This is a genomic window from Stenotrophomonas sp. FR024 (assembly GCF_047500745.2).
Classification (GTDB): Bacteria; Pseudomonadota; Gammaproteobacteria; order Xanthomonadales; family Xanthomonadaceae; genus Stenotrophomonas; species Stenotrophomonas maltophilia_A.
This window is the reverse complement of the sequence record NZ_JAXAXM020000006.1, coordinates 166,067-186,638: the sequence shown is the minus strand read 5'-3', so window position 1 is coordinate 186,638 and position 20,572 is coordinate 166,067. Positions and strand designations below refer to the sequence as shown.

The 20,572-nt window shown below is 68.1% G+C and carries 17 protein-coding genes; 11 read left to right on the top strand and 6 right to left on the bottom strand.

Features of this window, described 5'->3' with window-relative positions; translation table 11 throughout:
• The first annotated feature begins 101 nt into the window (after positions 1-101).
• The gene (locus ACMZ91_RS09260; protein WP_004153377.1) at positions 102-584 is read left to right on the top strand and encodes an Lrp/AsnC family transcriptional regulator; all 483 of its coding nucleotides are present in this window, start codon (positions 102-104) and stop codon (positions 582-584) included.
• Between the two features lie 87 nt (positions 585-671).
• A complete protein-coding gene (locus tag ACMZ91_RS09255; protein WP_414577300.1) occupies positions 672-2,672 on the top strand; it encodes a hypothetical protein in 2,001 nt (666 codons plus the stop codon).
• Positions 2,673-2,712: 40 nt separating this feature from the next.
• On the opposite strand, the gene ACMZ91_RS09250 is transcribed toward ACMZ91_RS09255, so the two are convergent.
• Together ACMZ91_RS09250 and ACMZ91_RS09245 are read right to left on the bottom strand one after the other, a co-directional pair.
• Complete coding sequence (locus ACMZ91_RS09250; protein WP_019337382.1) at positions 2,713-3,705, bottom strand: patatin-like phospholipase family protein; 993 nt, start codon at positions 3,703-3,705, stop codon at positions 2,713-2,715.
• 484 nt (positions 3,706-4,189) lie between these two features.
• Positions 4,190-5,206 carry a TIGR00266 family protein gene (locus tag ACMZ91_RS09245; RefSeq protein WP_032129262.1) on the bottom strand — a complete coding sequence of 339 codons (1,017 nt, stop codon included), beginning with the start codon at positions 5,204-5,206 and terminating at the stop codon, positions 4,190-4,192.
• Positions 5,207-5,365: 159 nt separating this feature from the next.
• On the opposite strand from ACMZ91_RS09245, the gene ACMZ91_RS09240 reads away from it, so the two are divergent.
• Positions 5,366-7,639, top strand: a complete 2,274-nt coding sequence (locus ACMZ91_RS09240; protein WP_049462417.1) for a TonB-dependent receptor — start codon at positions 5,366-5,368, stop codon at positions 7,637-7,639.
• A 112-nt stretch (positions 7,640-7,751) separates the two neighbouring features.
• Here the strand turns inward: ACMZ91_RS09240 and ACMZ91_RS09235 are convergent, their stop codons facing one another.
• Positions 7,752-8,591, bottom strand: coding sequence for an acid phosphatase (locus ACMZ91_RS09235; RefSeq protein ID WP_049399001.1), 840 nt, complete (start codon positions 8,589-8,591; stop codon positions 7,752-7,754).
• Between the two features lie 262 nt (positions 8,592-8,853).
• Between ACMZ91_RS09235 and ACMZ91_RS09230 the strand changes: the two genes are divergently transcribed.
• Entirely contained in the window at positions 8,854-9,732 is an 879-nt protein-coding gene (locus tag ACMZ91_RS09230; protein WP_049399000.1) for a hypothetical protein, read from the top strand.
• Between the two features lie 11 nt (positions 9,733-9,743).
• A complete protein-coding gene (locus ACMZ91_RS09225; RefSeq protein ID WP_414577298.1) occupies positions 9,744-10,946 on the top strand; it encodes a DUF4785 domain-containing protein in 1,203 nt (400 codons plus the stop codon).
• 143 nt (positions 10,947-11,089) lie between these two features.
• Here ACMZ91_RS09225 and ACMZ91_RS09220 read toward each other — a convergent pair whose 3' ends face one another.
• Complete coding sequence (locus tag ACMZ91_RS09220) at positions 11,090-11,911, bottom strand: ABC transporter ATP-binding protein (protein WP_049462413.1); 822 nt, start codon at positions 11,909-11,911, stop codon at positions 11,090-11,092.
• A gap of 151 nt (positions 11,912-12,062) precedes the next feature.
• Here ACMZ91_RS09220 and ACMZ91_RS09215 point away from each other — a divergent pair, with 151 nt between their 5' ends.
• From ACMZ91_RS09215 to ACMZ91_RS09200, 4 genes are all read left to right on the top strand, one after another.
• On the top strand, positions 12,063-13,265 hold the full coding sequence (locus tag ACMZ91_RS09215; RefSeq protein WP_049462412.1) for a DesA family fatty acid desaturase: 1,203 nt from the start codon (positions 12,063-12,065) through the stop codon (positions 13,263-13,265).
• Positions 13,262-13,594 carry an EF-hand domain-containing protein gene (locus tag ACMZ91_RS09210; protein WP_049462410.1) on the top strand — a complete coding sequence of 111 codons (333 nt, stop codon included), beginning with the start codon at positions 13,262-13,264 and terminating at the stop codon, positions 13,592-13,594. The genes ACMZ91_RS09215 and ACMZ91_RS09210 overlap by 4 nt, the downstream gene beginning before the upstream one ends.
• Positions 13,595-13,613: 19 nt before the next feature.
• A complete protein-coding gene (mutM, locus tag ACMZ91_RS09205; RefSeq protein WP_032128679.1) occupies positions 13,614-14,426 on the top strand; it encodes a bifunctional DNA-formamidopyrimidine glycosylase/DNA-(apurinic or apyrimidinic site) lyase in 813 nt (270 codons plus the stop codon).
• Positions 14,427-14,531: 105 nt separating this feature from the next.
• A complete protein-coding gene (locus tag ACMZ91_RS09200; RefSeq protein ID WP_012509627.1) occupies positions 14,532-16,136 on the top strand; it encodes an OpgD/OpgG family glucan biosynthesis protein in 1,605 nt (534 codons plus the stop codon).
• 42 nt (positions 16,137-16,178) lie between these two features.
• Here the strand turns inward: ACMZ91_RS09200 and ACMZ91_RS09195 are convergent, their stop codons facing one another.
• Both ACMZ91_RS09195 and ACMZ91_RS09190 read right to left on the bottom strand, forming a co-directional pair.
• Complete coding sequence (locus ACMZ91_RS09195) at positions 16,179-16,883, bottom strand: SEL1-like repeat protein (RefSeq protein ID WP_032128680.1); 705 nt, start codon at positions 16,881-16,883, stop codon at positions 16,179-16,181.
• A gap of 95 nt (positions 16,884-16,978) precedes the next feature.
• Positions 16,979-17,599 carry a thymidine kinase gene (locus ACMZ91_RS09190; protein ID WP_008264720.1) on the bottom strand — a complete coding sequence of 207 codons (621 nt, stop codon included), beginning with the start codon at positions 17,597-17,599 and terminating at the stop codon, positions 16,979-16,981.
• Between the two features lie 101 nt (positions 17,600-17,700).
• Here ACMZ91_RS09190 and ACMZ91_RS09185 point away from each other — a divergent pair, with 101 nt between their 5' ends.
• Entirely contained in the window at positions 17,701-19,677 is a 1,977-nt protein-coding gene (locus tag ACMZ91_RS09185; RefSeq protein WP_032128682.1) for a UvrD-helicase domain-containing protein, read from the top strand.
• Between the two features lie 341 nt (positions 19,678-20,018).
• The gene (locus tag ACMZ91_RS09180; protein WP_049422378.1) at positions 20,019-20,546 is read left to right on the top strand and encodes a GNAT family N-acetyltransferase; all 528 of its coding nucleotides are present in this window, start codon (positions 20,019-20,021) and stop codon (positions 20,544-20,546) included.
• The last annotated feature ends 26 nt before the right edge of the window (positions 20,547-20,572 follow it).

The window sequence follows — 20,572 nt, the reverse complement described above, 5'->3', positions numbered from 1 at the left end:
ACGATGCTAGGGCAGGGCGCGCGCAACAGGGTTGCAAAAGTTGCGCCGATTGGCCTTGTTGGCGCAATATCCTTGCGTACTCACCATGTTGCGGGGCAACAATGGCCGGAGAAGTCCAGTTCGATCGCACGGATATACGCCTGCTGGCTGAAATCCAGCGGGATGGGCGCGCCACCAACGCCGAGCTGGCGACGCGGGTGAACCTCTCACCCTCGGCCTGCCTGCGGCGCCTGCAGCGGCTGGAAAGCGAGGGCGTGATCGTCGGCTATGGCGCGCGGCTGGAACCGCGCCAGCTGCGGCTGGGCCTGCAGGCCTTCGTGCGCGTGCAGCTGGAAAAGCACGACCAGGCCGCCATCGGCCACTTCGTGGACAGCGTGCAGGGCTGGGATGAAGTGGTGGCCTGCCATGCACTGACCGGCGACATGGACTACCTGCTGCACGTCTACGTGCGCGACCTGGAGCACTTCTCGCACTTCCTGCTGGACCGGCTGCTCAACGCCGGTGGCGTGGCCGATGCCAATTCCAGCTTCGTGCTGCGCACGGTGAAGGGCTTCCAGGCATTGCCGCTGTCGCAGCTGGAATGAACGCGCCGCTGCGATTTGACGGCGCCGGGCGGGTAGCCGAGCATCTCCGCCCTGCGCGCGTCGCAGCGTTCCTTTCCGGTTCCACGCATGTCCGAACTCCAGCACCCGCTGCCCACCACCACGTTCCTGCCGCTGCAGCGCAAGTCGCTGGCGCGGTACGTTGCCCATGGCACGCCACCGCAGACCGCAGTGGAGCAGGCCGGGCTGATGGCCGCGCAGCTGTGCCGGACGCGCCTGCATCCGGCGGCCGAGATCGAGCGCCTGCTGCATGATGCCTGCGCGTTGTTTGCTGGCAACGAAGGCGCGGCTGCACAGCTGGCCGGGCCCGGTGGCGGTGGCCAACCGGAGCTGGATGCCTGGCTGACCGCATTGGCTGCCCACGGCGTGCTGCTGGCGCCGGCGGAGATCCTGCAGGACGTCATCGCGCAGTCGCCACGGGAGTACCCGGGCCTGGCCCTGCAGCAGGCCTGCCAGGAAACCCTGGTCGAACATGAGATCCGCTTTCCCGCCACCTTTTCCAGTGACGACGACGAGGCCACGCAGGATGACGTCGCCGCCGCGGATGCGCGGTCGGTCGAGCACCATGGCCTGTATACCTCCGAGCAGGCCTGCGTGCTGCGCGCCATCGCCGCCAACCCCGATGAGCTGATTGACCTCGATGGCTATGCCGGCACCGGCAAGGGCCACCTGATGCTGGCGCTGATGGAGGCGCGGCCGGGCCGCTACACCTACGTGGCGCCTTCGCGTGGGCAGGTGGAAGCTTTCCGCGCCCGCGTGCCGGCCAGCACCGCGGTGCGCCTGCTGACCCAGATCGAGTTCGCCAACCGCGTGGCGCAGCACGCCGCGCGCAGCGGCCAGACCGGTGGCTTCGTTGCCAGCTACCGGCGCAGCACCCGTACGCCGCGCGAGATTGCCGGCCGCATCGGCCTGCAGGGCATCGGTGGGCGCAGCCCGGAGCAGGTGCTGCTGACCGCGTTCGAGGCCATCAACCGCTGGTGCGCGTCGTCGGCCCCGGGCTTGGCGTTCCAGCATTTCGACCGTTCGGTGCCCGCTGCGATGCTCGATGTGTCGCCGTACATGGCGGCCGCCGAGCACGTCTGGCGCTGCATGTTCGACGCCGAGCTGCAGCGGGGCACGCTGCTGAGCCTCAGCCCGGCGCACATCGGCAAGTGGTTGGCGCTGCGCGGCGTCACCCCCCCGCAGGACATGGGCATGCTGCTGGTGGACGAGGCGCATGACCTGAGCCCGTCGTGGAAGCAGTTGCTGGCCGGCCATGCGCCTGGCGTGGTCAGCCTGGGTGATCCGCACCAGTGCCTGACCGGTACGTTGCCGCGCTGGGCCGCGTCGAAGGTGCTGGAAATGCACCAGTCGGTGCGCCAGGGCAACCAGGTCGAGGGCCTGGTCAACCAGACCCTGGCACTGGATGGACTGGGCCAGGAAAGTGGGCCGTTCGTCGGTGCCACCGACCGCGCCACCGGTGTGCTGCATTACCGCGACTGGGCGCAGGTGCCGAGCGAGGGCCTGCGCATCCATGGCAGCGTCGCCGATCTGGCCCTGGACGCGGCACAGCTGCACGCACTCGGGCTGCGGCCCTACCTGCATCCGGCATCGCTGCGCGCGCTGCGCAGCGTGCTGCAGCGGCCACTGGATGCGTGGCGCCGGCGCCGCGACAGCGCATCGGACCAGGAATGGGAGCGCTTCCTGGCCACGCAGGCCGACGAAGGGCAGGGCGCGCTGGTCGAACTGTTTGCGTCTGCCGATCGGGTGCAGTCACTGCTGCAAGCGCTTGATGACCAGGACACGCCCGCTGAAGGGCGGGTGGCGCTGTGCCTGGCCGAACACGCGAAGAACCTGCAGTTCGACGTGGTCTCGCTGTCGCCCGGTTGCTTCAGTGCGGGGCAGGGCGGGCGCATCTGGCACAACCCGGTGCGCGCGGTCTATCTGGCGCTGACCCGTGCGCGACGCCAGCTGCACGTACCGGCCGATGGCATGGAACAGCTGCAGCACACGGCGACACTGCAGGAGCAGGCACGCCAGAAGCGCAGGCGCGAGCGGCAGCAGGCCAGCGGTTACCGGCCCGCGCGCTAGCACGCAGCGTCGCTGTCTGGCAGCGACACGCCGGCTCAGGTCAGCACTTGTCCTTGCGGCCCATCAGCTTGCCCAGGCGCGAGGCTTCCTCGCACTTCGGTGCGGCCACAGGTGCCGGTGCGGCCGCCGCGGCACGTGCGCGCTGCAGCTGCTGGATCTTCGCGCGGATCTGCGGCATGGCTGCCATCGCGGCCTTTTCGCCTTCCAGGATGGCGGTGCCACGCTGGCTGAAATCGGCGGCGCCGATGTCCAGCACCTTCGGGCGGATGACGATGTCGGCGCGCGCCAGTTCCTGCTCGCCCAGGCGTTGGCCCATGATCGAGATGGACTGGTTGACGATGCCCAGCATGTCGGTCGGCGCCTTGCCGCTGGCCTTGCTGGAGATGTCCACGGCGATCACGAAGTCGGCGCCGAGCTGGCGCGCGGCATCCACCGGCACCGGGCTGACCACGCCGCCATCGATGTAGTTGCGGCCACCGATCTTCACCGGTTCGAACACGCCGGGAATGCTGCTCGACGCGCGCACCGCCTGGCCGACGTTGCCGCGCACGAAGATCGCACGCTCGCCGGTTTCGAGCTGGGTGGCGACGGCGGCGAACGGCTTCTTCAGTCGCTCGGCAGGACGGTTGGCGACCTGCTCGTTGACGTAGTCCTGCAGCTTCTGGCCCTGCACCAGGCCGCCGGAGAACAGGCGCACGTCGCGGATGCTGGCTTCGTCCAGGGCGACTGCCTTGCTCTGCATCTGGAACGCGTCCATGCCGCTGGCGTACAGCGCACCGACCACGCTGCCGGCGCTGGTGCCGGACACCACGGCCGGTTCGAAGCCGTTGGCCTCCAGCATCTTGATCACGCCGATGTGCGCGAAGCCCTTGGCTGCGCCACCACCGAGGGCGATGCCGATCTTCACCGGCTTGGCCTGCGGCACCACGGTCGGCGCCGGCGGCGGTGTGGGGCGGACCGGGTCGCCACCGCAGCCGGCCAGCAGGCCGATCAGGGCGACGGACAGCAGCATGCGGGGGCGGAACAGGCTCATCGGCAGTGCGCTCGCGGCGCCGGATTCAGGAAAGGGCGCCAGCATACCGAAGCCGTGGCGGGGCGGGCAGGGTAGGAAACATCGCCCATTCATAAAGGTAGTGCCGGCCGCTGGCCGGCAATCATTGGGAACCTGGCAACGGTTCATGAGGCTGCCGGCCAGCGGCCGGCACTACCGGGACGCTCGCCAAGGTCCATGAGGCTGCCGGCCAGCGGCCGGCACTACCGGGATGCGCGCCAAGGTCCATGAGGCTGCCGGCCAGCGGCCGGCACTACCGGGAGGCTCGCCAAGGTCCATGAGGCTGCCGGCCAGCGGCCGGCACTACCGGGATGCGCGCCAAGGTTCATGGGGCTGCCGGCCAGCGGGCGGCACTACCGGGACGCTCGCCAAGGTTCATGAGGCTGCCGGCCAGCGGCCGGCACTACCGGGATGCGCGCCAAGGTCCATGAGGTTGCGGGCCAGCGGCCGGCACGACCGGGGGCGGTCAGAACCGGTTGTCGCCGTCCAGCATCCGGCCCAGGCCGCCCAGCACCGAGCCTTCGCCGCGGTTCTGGCCACCGCCCTGCGGCGCGGCCATCCACATGCGGCCGGCCAGGCGTGAGAACGGCAGCGACTGCAGCCAGACCTTGCCCGGGCCGGTCAGCGTGGCCAGGAACACGCCTTCGCCGCCGAACAGCATGCTCTTGATGCCGGCCACCCGGCGCACGTCCATGTCTACGGTCGGGTGGTAGGCCACCACGCAGCCGGTATCCACATCCAGCCGCTCGCCCGCGGCCAGCTCGCGCTCCACCACGCAACCGCCGGCATGGATGAACACCCAGCCGTCGCCTTCCAGCTTCTGCATGATGAAACCTTCGCCGCCGAACAGGCCGGTCATGATCTTGCGCTGGAACTGCACGCCGATCTGCACGCCGCGCGCGCCGGCCAGGAAGCTGTCCTTCTGGCAGATCAGGCGGCCGCCATGCTGGTCCAGCTTCATTGCCAGCACGGTGCCGGGGTAGGGCGCGGCGAAGGCGACCTTGCCCTTGCCGTGGCCGCTCTGGGTGTAGACGGTGGCGAACAGGCTCTCGCCGGTCAGCACGCGCTTGCCGGCGGCCATCACCTTGCCCATGAAGCCGCCGCCCTGGTCGCCGTTGGCGGCGCCGAACACCGTGTCCATCTGCACGGTGGCATCCTTGAACATCAATGCGCCGGCCTCGGCAATGGCGCTCTCACCGGGGTCGAGCTCGATCTCCACGAACTGCATTTCATGGCCGACGATGCGGAATTCGATGTCGTCGGCGCGGCCGCTGGCCGCGGCGGGGACCGGCGGCGGGGTGTTCGGCATGCCCGGGGCCGCGGACTGCAGTTCGGGCACCTCGGCAATCGAGGTCCACCCGCTCATGCCCTGGCACCAGGCCAGGGCGCGCGGGTTGGCCTGCGCATAACGGCGCGCGGCCTCGTCATCAAGCGGGCCGATACGCTCGGCCTGGGCGGAGGCATGGAAGTACCACTGGGTCATCGCGGCGGCTCTGCAGGGCTGGAAAACCCCGAGTCTAGCGAGGGCGCGGGGGCCGGAGCGACGCGGCCATGAACGGCAGGCATTTGCGGGGCAGGTGCTGTATTGCAACAATTATCTGGTAGCGCCGTTTTACCACCCCTCCAAACACAGCCTACCGCCATGTCTCCGACCCGCACTTCCCGTGGCCGCCTTCCGGTCGCGCGCCCCCTCGTTGCCGCTCTTTCCGCCCTGTTGCCGCTGGTAGCAGCCGCCCAGGAAACTCCCGCTGCCAAGGATCCGGTTGCCCTTGATGCCCTGCAGGTGACCGCGCAGCGCCGCGTCGAGAACGCCAAGGACGTGCCGGTCGCGATCAGCGCGATCCAGGGCGAGAAGCTCGATGTGCTGGGTTCGGCGGGCGATGACATCCGCTTCCTGGCCGCGCGCGTGCCCAGCCTCAACATCGAGTCGTCCTACGGCCGTGCCTTCCCGCGCTTCTACATCCGTGGCCTGGGCAACACCGACTTCGACCTCAATGCGTCGCAGCCGGTGTCGCTGGTGTACGACGACGTGGTGCAGGAAAGCCCGCTGCTGAAGGGCTTCCCGCTGTTCGACCTGGCCAACGTGGAAGTGCTGCGCGGTCCGCAGGGCACGCTGTTCGGCCGCAATACCCCGGCCGGCGTGGTCAAGTTCGATTCGGCGCGCCCGTCGCAGGATGCCGACGGCTACGTGCGCGTGGGCTATGGCAGCTACAACAGCTGGAACGTGCAGGGCGCCTATGGCGGCCCGCTGACCGACCGCTGGTCGGCACGCGTCTCGGCCATCTACCAGCGCCGTGACGACTGGGTCGACAACACCCGCGCCGGTGCGCCCAACAGCGGTTTCGAAGGTTATGACGAAGCCGCCGGCCGCGTGCAGTTCCTGTACGAAGGCGACGACTTCGAAGCACTGTTCAACCTGCACAAGCGCAAGCTCAACGGTACCGCGCGCCTGTTCCGCGCCAACATCATCGAAAAGGGTGGCAATTCGCTGGTCGAGAACTTCGACCGCGACAAGGTGGCCAACGACGGCGTCAACTTCTCCGACCTGGAGACCTGGGGCGGCAGCGCGCGCCTGCAGTGGAACCTCGGCTCGGTGACCCTGCACTCGATCACCGGTTATGAAACCGCCGAATCGCTCAATCGTGGTGACATCGACGGTGGCTACGGCGACGCATCGCTGGGCGCTGGCAACTATGGGCCGGGCTTCATCCCGTTCTCGTCGGAGTCGGCCGACGGCCTGCCGCACCATCGCCAGTGGACGCAGGAGTTCCGCGTCGAATCCAACGAATGGGGCCGCTTCGACTGGCAGGCCGGCGTCTTCTATTTCGACGAAGACGTGACCATCAACAACTTCAACTACAACTCGTTGAAGCCGGGCAACCCGCAGACCGGCCATGTGGTGCAGAACCAGCGCAACAAGGCATGGGCGGTGTTCGCCTCGGGTGACTTCGATGTCACCGACCGCTTCAAGCTGCGCGCCGGCGTGCGCTACACCCAGGACAAGAAGGACTTCAACGCCAGCGTGCTGCAGGCCGTCCTTCCGTTCGGCACCCCGGTCAGTGGCCCGTACCTGGCCAACACCGACGTCAACGACGTCAGCTGGGATGTCAGCGGCGTGTACAAGCTGACCGACAACGTGAATGCCTACGCCCGCGTGGCCAAGGGCTTCCGTGCGCCGTCGATCCAGGGCCGCCTGGCCTTCGCGCCGGGCCTGTCGCAGGCCGATTCGGAGAAGGTGATCTCGTACGAAGCCGGCATCAAGGCCGACCTGTTCGAGCGCCGTGCGCGCCTGGGCCTGAGCGTGTTCCGCTACAACGTTGACGGCCAGCAGCTGATCGCCGTGGGCGGCACCAACAACACCGCCACCCTGCTCAACGCCGACAAGACCATCGGCCAGGGCGTGGAGCTGGACCTGGAAGCCTATCTGGCTGACAACGTGCTGCTGACCTTCGGCAGCAGCTACAACGACACCGAGATCAAGGACAAGGATCTGGCGGTAGCGATCTGCGGCGGTGGCTGCACCATCAACGACCCGACCACCGTCATCAACGGTGGCACCTACGCACTGGTCAACGGCAATCCGCTGCCGCAGGCGCCGAAGTGGATCCACAACGCGACCCTGCGTGTCGGCTTCCCGCTCAGCGATGGCAGCGAGCTGTATGCCTACACCGACTGGGCCTACCGCAGCGCGGTGAACTTCTTCATCTACGAGTCGCCGGAATTCCGCGGCCGTAGTTCGCTGGAAGGCGGCCTGCGCCTGGGCTACAACTGGGATTACGGCCAGTACGACGTGGCCGTGTTCGGCCGCAACCTGACCAACCAGACCCGCGTGGTCGGCGCGATCGACTTCAACAACCTGACCGGCTTCCTCAACGAGCCGCGTACCTGGGGCGTGGAGTTCACCGCGAAGTTCTGATGTGGTGGCTGCGTTGATGGAATGAAGAAGGGCCGGCGCAATGCCGGCCCTTCTGCTTTACACCCATCGGTAGTGCCGGCCGCTGGCCGGCAACAATTGAACCGCCAGGCGCTTACAGCGCGCTCTGCGGGCGCACCTTCAGCACCGCTTCCTCGGCCGCGCAGTCGCGGCTGGAGTGCAGGCCGGCCTTGCGCGCGGCAGCGATCTCCTTGCGTGCGGCCAGCAGGTCCTTGTTGAACGCGGCGTTGTCATGCAGGCGGGCCACGGCGGCGGCGCCCATGAAGCGGCCTTCGAGGATGTCGCTCTGCCAGTGCACGTTGCACACCAGGCGGCTCTCGCCGTAGTTGCGGCCGCGCGCCTGGATGGCATCGGCGCGATCCGGTGCGATCTCCGACAGGATCAGGGCCCAGGCCCAGCCGATCGAGGTGTGGCCGGACGGGTACGAGCCGTTCTTGCGCAGGCCTTCTTCGTCCTTCGGCGAGCAGGTCGGTTCACCATTGACCATGAACGGGCGCGGGCGCTGGTAGTGGTTCTTGGCGGCCTTGGTGGCGGCGCTGGCGTCGATCCGGCTGCGCTCCAGCAGGCGGTACAGCGCCGGGGTCTTCACCGCATCGACGTCGATGTCGGCGGCGCAGGAGAAGTGGTTGGCGCCTTCGGGGAAGCCGAGTTCCGCATCGACACCGGCCTGGGCGAAGCGCGGGCTGCCACGCAGCGCGCGGGCTTCACGGCTGACCTGTTCGTCGAGGGCGAGGGCGGCCGAACCGGCCACCGGCGGTGCTGGCACCAGGTCGAGGCTGGCCGGTACCGCGCTCTTGTCCAGATAGCCCACCGCCTTGGTGGTGATGTTGGCTTCGACGGCGGTCGGCTTGGCGGCGGTGGCGGCACAACCGGCCAGGGCCGCGATGACGGCAAGGCCGAGCAGCGGGCGGGCAGGGTGGGAAATCAGCGACATGGACAGGCTCCGGAGGAAAAACATCGCGCCATGATCGCAGCCCGTATACGACACCGCAGTGGCCATCGGTCATACGGCCAGACCCGGCATGGTCATCCCGGCGATATGAAAAGCGTCATCGAGTGACGTCAGTCTCCTGAATCCGGGCGCAGCGCACGGACTTTCACGCGGCCGCGCCGCGAGCATCGGCACAACGGCAAGCACCAGGGGCCGTCCAGTTCCAGCCGGGTCGAGGGGATCCGTTGACAGAGGGAGAGAAGCGATGCGCAGCACCGCAACAGGAAGTACCGTCCTGGCCCTGCTCCTCGGGCTGGCAGCCGCGCCGGCTCAGGCGGCCGACGTGGTCGGCGTGGCCTTCGTGCATGGCACCGGCGCACAGACCAACGCCACCCAGGACTACTGGCAGCCGGCGATCATCGACACCGTGCGCCAAGGCCTGCCGAACAGCAGCAACTACGTCGTCATCAACTGTGACTTCACCCAGTACATGTGGAAGCCGGAAGCGGCCGGCTGCCTGGCCAATCAGCTGACCGGCTTCATCGACAGCCGTGGCATCACCCAGCTGGTGGTGATCACCCACTCCAACGGCGGCAACGTGATGCGCTGGATCCTGTCCAACCCGACCTATGACAGCCGCTATCCGAAGATCATCCGCACGGTGCGCAAGGTCAACGCGCTGGCACCGTCTTCGGCCGGCACGCCGTTGGCCGATGCGGTGCTCAACGGCAACACCTTTGAAACCTCGCTGGGCTGGCTGCTGGGCTACAAGAACGACGCCGTGCGCCAGCAGCAGGTGGCGAGCATGGCCACCTACAACGCGCAGAACCTGTACGGCACCGCCGGCCGTCCCGCCCTGCCCAAACCGTTCCGCGCGGTGGTGGGCAGCGATGTGGAATCGGCGGTGTGGGACAGCAACAGCTACTGCGGTGGCTATGCCGCCAACGTCGGCCTGGAGTTCACCCAGAACTGGCTGTCGTCCTGCTCCGATGGCTTCCTGGAGTGCAGCAGCCAGAAGGCCGCCGGCACCACCTGGTTCACCGACAAGGCGCGTACCCAGGGTGCAGAACCGCTCAGCCACAACCAGAGCCGCCGCGAGTGCTTCGGCCTCGGCACCCTGCTGCGCAACGACCTGACCCAGTGAGGGAGACGACCATGACGATTCAATCCACCCTGCTGGCCGGCGCCACCCTGGCAGTGCTGTCCCTTTCCGCAGCGCAGGCCGCGCAGCCGCTGCAGGGCGCCCGTGCGGGCGATCAGGTGCCTGCCGCCCTGGTAGCCGCGCCGCTTCCCGCCGATGAGAGCGAACACGCGCCACTGGCCTTTGCCTGGGCGCTGGACCCCGCACAACCGCTGCAGGCGGCCACGCCGTATGCCTCGGTCAGCCGCAGCTACTGGCAGCAGGTTGATGGCACGCAGCTGCAACGCGGCCTGGACCTGCCACTGACGGCGCCGGATGCGGTGATCCAGCTGAGCCCGGCCGACGGTGCCCGCGCGCTGCCGGCCAACACGCTACAGGTGCGCGACCCGGCCGGCCGCAGCAGCGTGGCGCGCAGTGTCGATGCGCGCGCGCTGCAGGACGCCGGCATGCCGGTCAGCGATGGCAGCAGCATGCTGCGTACCGGCGCGACCAGTGCCGCCGGTGCGTACACGCTGCAGAGCGCGCAGGCACAGGGCCGCTACGTGGTGCAGGTGCTGGAGCCGAACAGCCCGCTGCGGCTGGAAGTGCAGGCCAACCAGGCGCAGGTGCTGGCCGGTGGCAACGTGCAGTTGCAGGCACGCCTGCTGGAAGACGGCGCCACCACCGCGCAGCTGGCATCGCGCCGTGGCGGCCTCGGCGGAGAAGCCCTGCTGGTCGCGCCGGATGGCCGCAGCTGGCCGCAGCGCCTGCTGCGCACTACCGATGGCAGCCTGCGCGCGCAGGTGCGCATCCCGGCCGATGTCGGTACTGCACAGGGGCTGTGGGAATTGCAGGTGTTCGCCCAGGCCGACGGTGTGCTGCGCGATGGCAAGGTCGCCTTTGCGGTGGCACGGCCGACTGCCCGCTTCAGTGGCCAGGCGGCACCGGATCCGTCCAATCGCCAGGTGGCACTGCCATTGCAGGTGGCCGCCGCAGGCCGCTATGAGGCACGGGGCACGCTGTATGCCACGGCCCGCGATGGCCAGTTGAAGCCGGTCGCACAGGCACATGCGGCCGCGTGGTTCGATGGCCCGGGCGCAGGCCAGCTGGTGCTGCCGTTCGACCAGGCCGCATTGCCGGCCGGCTTCGGCGCACCGTACGAGCTGCGCGACCTGCAGCTGCAGGACCAGAGCCGGATGGCACCGATCGAGTCGCGCGCACTGGCGTTGCGGTTCTGAGCAAAGCGGTGGCGGGCCGGAACATCCGGCCCGCTGCCCCGCCTTCTGTAGAGCCGAGCCATGCTCGGCTGCTTCTGCTCGCGGCGAACGGCAGTCGAGCATGGCTCGACTCTACAGACGGTTACGGAGAGCGATGCATCTGTCTATCCCGCGTACGCGGTCAGTCGGCCTTCCTGTTCGACCACCGTGATCGCGCCGCCGAACACCGCCGACAGCGGTTCGTTGCGCAGCAGCTCGGCGCGGGTGCCATCGGCCAGTACGCGGCCGTCGCGCAGCAGCACCACCCGCTCGATCTCGGGAATGATCTCTTCGATGTGATGGGTCACCAGCACCAGGGTGATGCCCTGCTGTGCCAGCACCCGCATGGTTGCCACCAGCTGTTCGCGGGCAACCAGGTCCAGCCCGGTGGAAGGTTCGTCCAGCAGGAGTGCCTGCGGCCGATTGACCAGCGCGCGGGCGATCAGCACGCGGCGGGTCTCGCCGGCCGACAACTCGGCGTAGGCGCGGTCGCGCAGCGACAGCGCGCCGGTCATCGCCAGTGTCTCGCCGACGCGTGCACGCATGTCGGCGGTCACCTCGCGGAAGGCCGGTACCACGTAGCTGGCGAAGAAGCCGGACAGCACCGCCTGTTCCACGGTCAGCCCGGGCATGTCGGCCAGGTTGCTGCTGAGGTCGCCGGTGACGATGCCCAGCTGCGAGCGCAGCCGGTCCACCTGCCAGCGGTTCTGGCCCAGCACCTTCACCGCCACCGCGCCGTCGCCCTGGGCCAGCGGGTACAGCTCGCGGGTGATCAGCTTGATGAAGGTGGACTTGCCGCAGCCGTTGGGGCCGAGCAGGGCGGTGTGCTGGCCCTGCGCGATGCGCAGGCTGAGCCCGTGCAGCACCTTCACCTGGCCGCGTACCACGGTGGCGCGGTCCAGTTCGATCAACGGGGGCGGCTCCGCGATGGGCGGGGCCGCAGTCATGGTGCTGGCGCGTGGATCAAGGCTCGACAACTCAGGTCCCCAACTGTGAACGGTGCCACGGATGGCGATGCGAAGCACCGCCGCAGGGATGCAGTTTGCAACGCAAGCGCCCATCATGTCTGCCATCCCCGCGTCGATCCGGAGCGCTGCCATGCCTGATGCCCTGATGTCCCTGTTGACCGGTGGTGTGCTCGGCCTGGGCTGGTGGGCGATGCTGGCGGTGCTGCTGGTCTTCACCCAGATCACCATCTTCTCGGTGACCCTGTACCTGCATCGCAGCCAGGCCCATCGCGGGGTCGACTTCCACCCGGCGCTGGCCCATGTATTCCGCTTCTGGCTGTGGCTGACCACCTCGATGATCACCCGCGAATGGGTGGCCATCCACCGCAAGCACCACGCCAAGGTGGAGACCGAGGACGACCCGCACAGCCCGGTCACCCGTGGCATCGGCAAGGTGTTCTGGCATGGCGTGGAGCTGTACCGCGAAGCGCGCGGCCAGCGCGCGGACATCGAGCAGTACGGGCGCGGCACCCCGGATGATGCGATCGAGCGCCGCCTGTATACCCCGCATGCCACGCTGGGGCCGGTGCTGTTGTTCGCGATCAATACCGTGTTGTTTGGCCTGCCCGGCGTGGCCCTGTGGGCGGTCCAGATGGCGTGGATCCCGTTCTGGGCAGCCGGCGTGGTCAATGGCCTGGGCCACTGGTGGGGCTACCGCAACTACGAGTCCGCCGATACCTCCACGAACCTGACGCCGTGGGGGTTCTGGATCGGTGGCGAGGAGCTGCACAACAATCACCATGCCTTCCCCAGCTCGGCGCGCTTCGCGATGCGGCGCTGGGAGTTCGATATCGGCTGGAGTGCGATCCGCCTGCTGCAGGCGCTGCGCCTGGCCAAGGTGCTGCGGGTGGCGCCGGCCATGGATGTGCGCCCGAACATCGCCGTGCCCGATGCCGAAACCCTGAAGGCGCTGCTGTCGCACCGCTTCCAGGCGATGACCGATTACCAGCGCAATGTGTTCATGCCGGCCCTGCGCGAGGAAGCCGTGCAGGCCGGGGCCAAGCTGCGCCGCCTGCTGCCACGCCGGCTGCGCCGTGGCCTGGTCAACGATGGCCGCTGGCTGAAGCCGGACAGTCGTGCCCAGCTCAGCGAATGGGTGGCGCAGCGCCCGCGCATCCGCACCCTGGTCGAGTACCGCGCGCGGCTGGCGGCGCTGCTCGAGGCCCGCGGCCACGATGCCGCCGAGCGCCTGCATCAGTTGCAGGCGTGGTGCCGTGAGGCCGAGGAAAGCGGGATCGCCGCGCTGCAGGCCTATGCCGCACGGTTGAAGGGCTACAGCCTGGTGGGCGCGTGAGGGCTGGGTATGGGCTTGCGTTGGCGATGCTGCTGCCGGGCGCGGCGCTGGCCCAGGTCACCGACACCACCAGCTACCTGCAGCGGATGGACAGCGATGGCGACGGCCGGGTGAGTGAATCCGAGTACGTGCAGTGGATGCTGTATGCCTTCGACCGCATGGACCGCAATGGCGATGGCGTGCTGAGCGCCGATGAGCTGCCGGGCGGCAAGGGCCGGGCGATCAGCCGCGAGCAGCAGCGGCAGGTGATCGTGCAGCGTTTCCACAAGCAGGATGCCAACGGTGATGGCGTCCTGGATGCCCGTGAACTGGCGGCACCGCCACGCTGAGCGGGCGTAGAATCGGTTCATGCCTGAACTGCCCGAAGTCGAAACCACCCGCCGCGGCCTGGCGCCGCACCTGCAGGGCCGCCGCGTGCATGGCGTGATCCTGCGCCGCGCCGACCTGCGCTGGCCGATTCCGCCGGAAGTGGCCGAGCTGCTGCCGGGGCAGCGCATCGAGGAGATCCGCCGGCGCGCCAAGTACCTGCTGCTGGATACCGCCATCGGCAGCGCGGTGCTGCACCTGGGCATGTCCGGCAGCCTGCGTGTGCTGCCCGGTGATACGCCGGTACGCGCCCACGACCACGTCGACATCAGCCTGGACAACGGCCGCCTGCTGCGCTTCAACGACCCGCGCCGCTTCGGCAGCCTGCTCTGGCAGCCCGCCGGTGAGGTCCATCCGCTGCTGCAGGGGCTGGGCCCGGAGCCGCTGGACGACGCGTTCGACGGCGACTACCTGTTCGCCCGCAGCCGCGGCCGCAGCGCGCCGGTGAAGACCTTCCTGATGGACCAGGCGGTGGTGGTGGGCGTGGGCAACATCTACGCCGCCGAGAGCCTGTTCAAGGCCGGCATCAGCCCGCTGCGCGAGGCCGGCAAGATCTCGCGCGGGCGCTATCAGCGGCTGGCCGACGCGGTGAAGGAAATCCTCGGCTACGCCATCACCCGTGGCGGCACCACGCTGCGCGATTTCATCAGCCCTGACGGCGCACCGGGCTACTTCGAACAGGAACTGCTGGTGTACGGCCGCGATGGGCTGCCCTGCCCGAACTGTGGCCGCGCGCTGAAGCACGCCACCATCGGCCAGCGCGCCAGCGTCTGGTGCAGCCACTGCCAGCGCTGAGGCGGGCGGCCAGCGGCAGCTGAACGGGCAGGGTACGTCTCCGCTGCCCGTTAACGTTTGTCTGCCTATGATGGCCGACCTTCCCTCTGTGCCTGACGCGCCTGCATGCAACGACGCGACTTCATCCGCAATGCCTCCCTCGCCCTGGCTGCATTCGGCCTGCCGTCCCTGCCCGCGTGCGCGGCCAGCAAGAGCGGCCAGATGGGCCTGCGCCGCCTCGGCCAGCCGCAGCCGTTCGACTTCGCCACCCTGAAGGGCCAGGCGCGCGCGCTGGCACAGGCACCCTATAAGAGCCACAAGCGGGTGCTGCCGGGCCGCCTGGAAGGCCTGGACTGGGACCAGTACCAGTCGATCGGCTACCGCCAGGACCATGCGCTGTGGGCTGACCAGCCGGGCAAGTTCCAGGCCAAGTTCTTCCACCTGGGCCTGTACTTCCATTCGCCGGTGCGCATGTTCGACGTGGTCGACGGCAAGGCGCAGGAGCTGGCCTATGACGGCGCGGCGTTCAACTACGGCAAGAGCGGCATCAAGGACGGCGAGCTGCCGGCCGATCTGGGCTTCGCCGGCTTCCGCCTGAACACCCGCAAGGACACCGACCGCGACTTCGCGGCCTTCCTCGGCGCCAGCTACTTCCGCGCGGTCGGCAAGGAAGGCCAGTACGGCCAGTCCGCGCGCGGCCTGGCGATCGACACCGGCATGGGCAAGCCGGAGGAATTCCCGGACTTCATCGCCTACTACCTGGAGCAGCCGTCGGCCGATTCGGAGACGATCGTGGTCTACGGCCTGCTGGATTCGCCCAGCGTGGCCGGTGCGTACCGCTTCGCCATCACCAACGGCGACGTGCTGCTGATGGATATCGACAGCGCGCTGTACCCGCGCAAGGCGATCGAGCGGCTGGGCATCGCCCCGTGCACCAGCATGTACCAGGTGGGCGAGAACGACCGCCGCATGGCATGGGACTGGCGCCCGGAGATCCACGACACCGACGGCCTGTCGCTGTGGACCGGTGCCGGCGAATGGATCTGGCGACCGCTGCTGAATCCGCGCAACCTGCGCTTCAACATGTTCGTCGACCGCAACCCGCGTGGTTTCGGCCTGCTGCAGCGCGACCGCAACTTCGACCACTACCAGGACGACGGCGTGTTCTACGAGAAGCGCCCCTGCCTGTGGGTGGAGCCGAAGGGCGAATGGGGCGAGGGCTCGGTGCAGCTGGTGGAGATTCCCACCGTGGACGAGACCTTCGACAACATCGTGGCGTTCTGGAACCCGAAGGAAAAGCCGCAGCCGGGCCAGGAGCTGCTGGTCGGCTACCGCCTGTACTGGGGCGCCGAGCCGCCGGCACGGCCGCCGCTGGCGCACTGCGTGGCCAGCCGCACCGGTCTGGGCGGCGTGGTCGGCAAGAAGCGCGAGTATTTCAGCTGGCGCTTCGCGGTGGACTTCGAAGGCGGCGAACTGGCCAGGCTGATCGACAAGGGTGAGGTCGAGGCCGTGGTGGAAGCCAGCCGTGGCCGGGTCGAGATCGTGTCGGCGCGCCCGCTGCGCGAGATCAACGGCTACCGCGCGATGTTCGACCTGGTGCCGCCGGAAGGCAGCACCGAGCAGATCGACATCCGCCTGTTCCTGCGCAGTGGCGGCAAGACCCTCACCGAGACCTGGCTGTACCAGTACACCCCGCCGCCGGCAGGTGCGCCGGAGCGCACGCTGTACTGAATGGATGCGGCCCGGTGCCGGCTACACGCCGGCACCGTTGTTTCAAGGCTTGCTGTCGGTGGCGTGCGACTGGGTCGGCACACCCACTTCCACCGTGCCCCGGCGGATCTTCATCCAGGTTTCGTCCTGCCAGCGTTCGTACTGCTTCGGGTCCCAGTACTTCGGGTCGTAGAGGCGATCGGCCTTGATGGTGCGGGAGATTCCGCCGTCCATGTACACGATGTCGACGTTGTTGGACATCGAGCCGACGCGGCTGCCGGTCATCTCGCGGCGCCCCTTTCTGAGCACTTCGGCCATGCGTGGGCGCGCGACTTCGTCACCATACTCGGCGCGCAGCGCGCTTGCCTGCGCGCGCGCCGCATCATGCTGCTCCAGCGGCAGCGTGGCCCAGTACTCGTTGCGCAGCTCGACGAACAACGGATAGCCACGTTCGGCCGCCACCTCCATCCAGGCATAGGCCATGACCGGATTGCGCGGCTGCTCTACCCCGTACCAGTACATCTCGCCGAGGTAGCCCTGGGCAGGCTTGTCCGCATACCGCGCGGCCAGCCGGAAGTTGTCCATCGCGCCGTTGACATCGTTGCGACGCAGCGCGTTGACGCCCCATTGCCGGTACATCATGTCCGGGTGGCTGTCCATGAAACCGGCGCCGATCACTGCCGCATCGTCTTCACCTGACGGGCGCTCGGCCGCGGTGGCCAGCAGGGGCAGCAACAGCAGCGGCAGCAGCAGGAGGGCAGAGCGCATGTCGGACGTCCAGTTCGGCAGCAGGGGAGCCGCAGCCTAGGCGCGACAGCGCTTGCTTGTAAACCGCTGGAGGTCATGGCGCACCGGCGCGCCTGCTACAGCGGCAGCGGCGCCTGCGCCGGATCGATCCGTCCTTCACCGCGGGTGATCTTCTTGAACTCGGCGCGGCTGACCGACACGTAGCGGTCGTTGCCGCCGATCTCCACCTGCGGGCCGTCCTGCACCGCGTGGCCATGCTCGTCCACACGCACCGTCATCGTCGCCTTCTTGCCGCTGTGGCAGATGGTCTTGATCTCCTGCATCTCATCGGCCCAGGCCAGCAGGTACTGGCTGCCTTCGAACAGCTCGCCGCGGAAGTCGGTGCGCAGACCGTAGCACAGCACCGGAATGCGCAGCTGGTCGACCACTTCGCTGAGCTGCCAGACCTGGGCGCGGGTCAGGAACTGCGCCTCGTCCACCAGCACGCAGCCCATCGGGCCGTTGGCTGCCAGATCCTGTTCAACCCAGCGCTGCAGGTCGGTATCGCGGTCGAAGGCCATGCCGTCCGCACGCAGGCCGATCCGCGAGGCGACCACGCCGGCGCCGGCACGATCGTCCAGGCGCGGGGTCAGGATCGCCACCCGCATGCCGCGCTCGCGGTAGTTGTGGGCGCTCTGCAGCAGGGTGGTGGTCTTGCCGGCGTTCATCGCCGAATAGTAGAAGTAAAGCTTGGCCATCGACGGATTGTACGCCGCGGCCCCGCTTCGCCGAAGCCGTTCAGCAACCCCACCGGCGGCCCGCTGTGGTCGTCACCCGGCCCCGCTACAATCCCCATCCCATGCACGGTCTCAATCCCCCCCAAGCCGCCGCCGTCCTGCACATCGAAGGTCCATTGCTGGTGCTCGCCGGCGCGGGCAGCGGCAAGACGCGTGTGATCGTGGAAAAGATCGCCCACCTGATCGGCTGCGGCCGCTATCCGGCGCGCCGCATCGCGGCGATCACCTTCACCAACAAGTCGGCCAAGGAAATGCGCGAGCGCGTGGCCAAGCGCCTGCGCGAGCAGGACGCCGACGAGGTGACCATCTGCACCTTCCATGCGCTGGGCCTGAAGTTCCTGCAGATCGAACATGCCGCCGTTGGCCTGAAGCGCGGCTTCTCGATCTTCGATGCAGACGATGCCGCTGCGCAGATCAAGGACCTGATGTACGGGGCCAAGCCTGATGACATCGAGGACATGAAGAACCTGGTGTCGCGCGCGAAGAACGCCGGCCTGTCGCCCGAGCAGGCGATGGCCGCCGCGCGCAGCAATCGCGAGAAGGAAGCGGCCAGCGTCTACGAGCGCTACCAGCTGCGCCTGACGGCGTTCAATGCGGTCGACTTCGATGACCTGATCCGTCTCCCGGTGCAGATCCTGGAAGAAAATCCGGAGATCGCGCTGGCCTGGCGCGAGCGCATCGGCTACCTGCTGGTGGACGAATGCCAGGACACCAACGACGCGCAGTACCGGCTGCTCAAGCAGCTGGCCGGTGACAAGGGCAACTTCACCTGCGTGGGTGACGATGACCAGTCGATCTATGCCTGGCGCGGCGCCAATCCGGAAAACCTGCAGCAGATGGGGCGCGACTATCCCAAGCTGGAGATCATCAAGCTGGAGCAGAACTACCGCTGTTCCAACCGCGTGCTGCGCGCGGCCAATGCGCTGATCGCCAACAACCCGCACGAGCACCTGAAGAAGCTGTGGAGTGACCAGGCCGACGGCGAACGCATCCGCGTGTGGGAATGCCGCAACAGCGAACATGAGGCGGAAAAGGTTGCCGCCGAGATCGCCTTCGTGGCGCAGTCGCGCAACGTGCCGTGGAGCGACTTCTGCATCCTGTTCCGCGGCAACTTCCAGTCGCGCCCGCTGGAAAAGGCGATGCAGCTGCTGCGCATCCCCTACCACCTGACCGGCGGCACCATGTTCCTGGAGCGCCAGGAAGTGAAGGACACGCTGGCCTGGCTGCGCCTGCTGGTGAACCCGGACGACGACACCGCGTTCATGCGTGCGGTGCAGTCACCCAAGCGCGACGTCGGTGCCGGCACGCTGGCCAAGCTGGCCGAACTGGCGCAGGAAAAGGACATGCCGATGGCGCAGGCTGCCGAGGCGATCGGTGCCCTGCAGCAACTGCCCCCGCGCGCGGCCAACAGCCTGGCGCGCTTCACCGACATCCTGCGTGACCTGCGTGCACAGACCCGGCAGGTCACTTCCGGCGACATGATCCGCAAGGTCGCCAAGGAATCCGGCCTGCTCAGCGAACTGCGCCAGCAGGCCAAGGAAGAGGCAAGTTACCAGCGCCGTGCCAACAACATCGAGGAACTGGCGCAGTGGTTCGAGGGGGGCCCGCGCGGTGCCACTGCCGCCGACCTGGCCGGCCAGCTGGCGCTGCTGTCGCGCAGCGACAAGGACGAGGGCGGCAACCAGGTGCGCATGATGACCATGCACGCTTCCAAGGGCCTGGAGTTCCCGTACGTGTTCATCGTTGGCTGCGAGGACGGCGTGCTGCCGCACCAGGTCAGCCTGGACGAGGGCAATCTGCAGGAAGAGCGTCGCCTGCTTTACGTGGGCATCACCCGCGCCAAGATCCAGCTGTGGATGAGTTACAGCAAGCTGACCCGCAAGTTCGGTGAGCACGTGCGGTTGAAGCCGAGCCGGTTCTTCGAGGAGATTCCGGCGGAGGAGATCCAGCGCGATGGTGCTGATCCGGTGGCCGATGCGGTGCGCAAGAAGGAACGGGCGAGTGCGGGGTTGGCGGCGATCGAGGCGCTGTTCGATTGACCGGCGAACGGCGCAGCCCCTCGTGGCTGCCGCCGTTCGCAGCGCATTCGTGGTGGGCCGGGCGGGTGGGCCGGTCGCGACACGCCGTAAACCCATCCATGGGGGCTCGGCCGCGGCTTGCTCGTGTGCGCTGTCCTGCGCACACGGCAAGACCGGGGTTGGGCGTCCTGCCCAACCCGCCCGAGGCATGCCTCGGGCCCATGCCGCGGACGGTCCCGCCCAGCCCACCCGCCCGGCCTCTGACAGGTTCCGTGCGCGCCAGCCACGGAAAAGAAAAAAGAAAATCAAAAGCAACAGCCGGGGGTTGAGGCAGAATCGGGGTTTCGGCTGGAGGTCTGCGCGTGCATCCAATTGAAAGCGAACGCCTGCGCTTGCGTGCGATTGAACCTGATCGCGATGCGGCGCCGATGCTGGCGCTGTTGAATGATCCGGGCTTCGTGCGCTTCATTGGTGACCGCAATGTGCGCAGTGAAGAACAGGCGCGTGAGTACATCGCGCTGCGGGTACTGCACAGCTATGCGTTGAATGGGTTCGGCATGTATGCCATCGAGCGGTTGTCCGATGGGGCGTGGCTGGGCAATGCCGGGCTGGTGCGCCGCGATGGCCTGCCGGGGCCGGACATCGGCTACGCGGTGCTGTCTGAATTCGCCGGGCAGGGTTATGCCGGTGAGGCGGCGCGGGCGGTGTTCGCGCATGCGCGCGCTGAGCTGGGCCTGCAGGATCTGTACGGCATCACCGATCTGGACAACGTGGTGTCCGGGAAGATCCTGCTGGGCCTGGGCATGCAGGAGCGCGGGGTGATCCAGTTGCCGGGCATCGAAACGCCCAGCCGGCTGTACGCCACCTTGGGTGCGGCTGACGTCGGGTAGTGGGGGGCGCGGGGCGGGCCCCCCCC

Coding starts and splice junctions, on each gene's coding strand:
- ACMZ91_RS09230 (WP_049399000.1), top strand. CDS start 8,854: ATGCGCAGCACCGCAACAGGAAGTACCGTCCTGGCCCTGCTCCTCGGG.
- ACMZ91_RS09225 (WP_414577298.1), top strand. CDS start 9,744: ATGACGATTCAATCCACCCTGCTGGCCGGCGCCACCCTGGCAGTGCTG.
- ACMZ91_RS09195 (WP_032128680.1), bottom strand. CDS start 16,883: ATGCGCTCTGCCCTCCTGCTGCTGCCGCTGCTGTTGCTGCCCCTGCTG.
- ACMZ91_RS09235 (WP_049399001.1), bottom strand. CDS start 8,591: ATGTCGCTGATTTCCCACCCTGCCCGCCCGCTGCTCGGCCTTGCCGTC.
- mutM (WP_032128679.1), top strand. CDS start 13,614: ATGCCTGAACTGCCCGAAGTCGAAACCACCCGCCGCGGCCTGGCGCCG.
- ACMZ91_RS09200 (WP_012509627.1), top strand. CDS start 14,532: ATGCAACGACGCGACTTCATCCGCAATGCCTCCCTCGCCCTGGCTGCA.
- ACMZ91_RS09240 (WP_049462417.1), top strand. CDS start 5,366: ATGTCTCCGACCCGCACTTCCCGTGGCCGCCTTCCGGTCGCGCGCCCC.
- ACMZ91_RS09250 (WP_019337382.1), bottom strand. CDS start 3,705: ATGAGCCTGTTCCGCCCCCGCATGCTGCTGTCCGTCGCCCTGATCGGC.
- ACMZ91_RS09190 (WP_008264720.1), bottom strand. CDS start 17,599: ATGGCCAAGCTTTACTTCTACTATTCGGCGATGAACGCCGGCAAGACC.
- ACMZ91_RS09215 (WP_049462412.1), top strand. CDS start 12,063: ATGCCTGATGCCCTGATGTCCCTGTTGACCGGTGGTGTGCTCGGCCTG.
- ACMZ91_RS09260 (WP_004153377.1), top strand. CDS start 102: ATGGCCGGAGAAGTCCAGTTCGATCGCACGGATATACGCCTGCTGGCT.
- ACMZ91_RS09255 (WP_414577300.1), top strand. CDS start 672: ATGTCCGAACTCCAGCACCCGCTGCCCACCACCACGTTCCTGCCGCTG.
- ACMZ91_RS09245 (WP_032129262.1), bottom strand. CDS start 5,206: ATGACCCAGTGGTACTTCCATGCCTCCGCCCAGGCCGAGCGTATCGGC.
- ACMZ91_RS09220 (WP_049462413.1), bottom strand. CDS start 11,911: ATGACTGCGGCCCCGCCCATCGCGGAGCCGCCCCCGTTGATCGAACTG.
- ACMZ91_RS09185 (WP_032128682.1), top strand. CDS start 17,701: ATGCACGGTCTCAATCCCCCCCAAGCCGCCGCCGTCCTGCACATCGAA.